General features: G+C 66.4%; 1 protein-coding gene. It reads left to right on the top strand.

The annotated features are described in order from the left end of the window. On the top strand, positions 1–2,864 hold a 2,864-nt coding region (locus QM633_RS06825), incomplete at both ends, for a beta strand repeat-containing protein (protein WP_415152985.1).

The raw sequence follows: 2,864 nt of genomic DNA, 5'->3' as shown, positions 1-2,864 counted from the left end.
TCTCTCGACGCGTCTGATGGCAGCACCATCACCATCAATGCGTCCGGGACGATCAATTCCGGCAGCAGCCCGAACCAGAGCGGCAATGCGCCGGCGGGCATCGAGGTCGGCTACACCGGCTCCAAGAACGGCACCACGGCCAATACCGGTGTGACCGGCACGGTCGTCGTCAACAACCAGGCCGACATCACCGCGGCGGCGGGTTACGGCATCCACGCCTATAATTACGGGAACGGCGACGTCACGGTGAGCGACGGCGCCGCCACCACGATCGTCGCAGCCGAGGACGGCATCAGGGCGCAGGCGCTCAGCGGCGGGACCGGCGATGTCAGCGTGACGCTCGGCGCCAATGCGTCGGTGACGGGCACGAACGGCTACGGCATCATCGCCTACAGCATCGACAAGGGTGACGTCAGCGTCACCATGGCGAAGGGCGACAGCATCACCTCGGGCAGCTCCGGCATCGTTGCCGTCAATTACGCGACCGCGATCGCGGCCGATGTCGACAGCACGATTTCCGTCGAGGCCCACGGCACGATCCACTCGGGCACGACCCTCAACAATGACGGCACCACGCCGGGCGCGATCATCGTCGGCTACAAGCCCGGCGGCAACTCCTCCGCTTCGAGCGCCGTCAATGGCAACGTCACCGTCACGAGCGATGCGACGATCACCGCGGATGCGGGTTACGGCATCGATGCCTTCACCTGGGGCGTCGGCGACGTCACGATCACGACCGGTGAACTGTCGTCGATCACGGCTTCGGGGACGGCGATCGGCGCCTTCAACCACGGCGGTGGCGATGTCAGTGTCACCAACGAAGGCTCCGCGACCGGCGCGGTCGGCCTCGCCGCGTTCGCGACGGGCGCGGGCGATGTCACCATCGTCAACGACGGCGATCTCACCGGCACCAGCCTCAACGGCATCGTCGTCAGCCAGAACGGCACGGGCGCGACCGGCTCCACGCACATCACCAACACCGGATCGGTCGTCGGCGCCGACGGCCACGCCGCGATCCTCATCCTGGAGAACGCGACCGGCACCGCAACCGTCGACAATTCCGGGACCGTCGGGCTTGCTGATCCCGCGACCGTGACCTCGACGACCTATGCCATCTTCGAGCTCGGTGGCGCCATCACGATCAACAACAGCGGCGACATCAACGGCAATATCGCGGTCGGCACCGCCACTTTCAACAACGAGGCCGACGGCACCTGGACCGTGGCCGGCACCAGCGTGTTCGGCAACCTGTCCACGATCGTCAACGACGGCGTCATCGATCTGCTCGACGGCGCCTCGGTGCTCGGGACCGGGCTGGGCATCGACAACGCCAATGCGATCAATTCCTGGGGCACCGCCTCGATCTCGGGCACCATCGTCAATACCGGTGCGATCGAGGTCCATAGCGGGACCCTCACGCTGTTCGGTTCGCTGTCGGGCTCGGGCTCGGTCACGATCGATTCCGGTGCGACGCTGGAGGTCGACGCCACGGTGTCGCAGACGATCACCTTCGGCAGCGGCGGAGGCGCCGAACTCCAGATCGACACGTCGAGCTTCGGCGGGTCGATCGCGGGCTTCGCCGCGACCGACAAGATCGATCTGTCGACCATCAAGTATGACGGCGGCACCACGGCGACGTATGACGCGGCGACCGGCAACCTCGTCGTGAGCGACGCCTACGGCCACAGCATCACGCTCAAGCTCATCGGCGACTACAGCAACGCGCATTTCGCCGGCAGCAGCGACGGCCATGGCGGCACGCTCATCACCTACAACGCGGTGGACGACGCGCCGGCCTTCGTCGCGGCCGAGGCCTCGCCGAGCGTCAACTTCTCGGAGCTTGCGGCCACGACCGGCTCCTCCACGCTCGACCCCGCGTCGGGCGGGACCGGCACCATCCATTTCACCGACATCGACCTGACCGACCGGCCGACGGCGAGTATCACCGCCCAGACCGTGACCTGGCTCGACACCGATCAGACCACCCATCTGACGCTGACGCCGGACGAGACCGCCGCGCTCGAGCATGCCCTGACGCTGCAGCAGGCGGGCAACACGAACAACGGCGCGATCGGCTGGACCTACTCGATCGCCGACGGTTCGCTGGACTTCCTCGGCCAAGGCCAGACCGCAAAGGTCGTGTCCACGATCACGCTCAATGACGGCCATGGCGGGACCGACACGGCCCAGGTGACCGTGACGATCGCGGGCGCGAACGACGCGCCGGTGATCAGCGCCAAGAGTGGCGACAGTACCGGTGCCAACCTGACCGAGACGAATGCGGGGCTGACCGCGACGGGCTCCTTGACCGTGTCTGACGCCGATGCCACCGACCACGTCACGGTGGCGCTCGACCATGTCTCCGTCTATCTCGACGGCGTGCTGCAGACCGACGGCGTCGACGGTCTGACCAATGCGCAACTGCTGAACTATCTGGCCGTGCAGTCGGGCGACATCTTGAACGGCACCGCCACGCACGCCCAGTTCACCTGGAATTTCAATTCAGGCAGCCAGGCGTTCGATTTCCTCGCCCTCGGCGAGACGCTGTCGCTGCAATACACCATCGTTCCCAGCGACGGCCACACGCCGACCGGCACCGGCAATGGCACCGTGACCATCAACATCGCCGGCACCAACGACGCGCCGACGCTCGACGATGCGACGCTGGCTTCGGTCGCCAGCAATCAGAGCGATCCGAGCGGCAGCAAGATCAGCACGCTCTTCGCCAACGGCTTCCACGACGTCGATGACGGCGCGAGCCTGAAGGCCATCGTGGTGACGTCCGATGCGGCGACGGCCGCGCAGGGCGTCTGGCAATACGAGGTCGGCGGCCAGTGGGTCGACATCGCATCGGTCAGCGATAC

It is taken from the genome of Propionicimonas sp., from assembly GCF_047606205.1.
GTDB lineage: Bacteria > Actinomycetota > Actinomycetes > Propionibacteriales > Propionibacteriaceae > Propionicimonas.
This window is presented reverse-complemented; position numbering and strand designations above follow the sequence as displayed.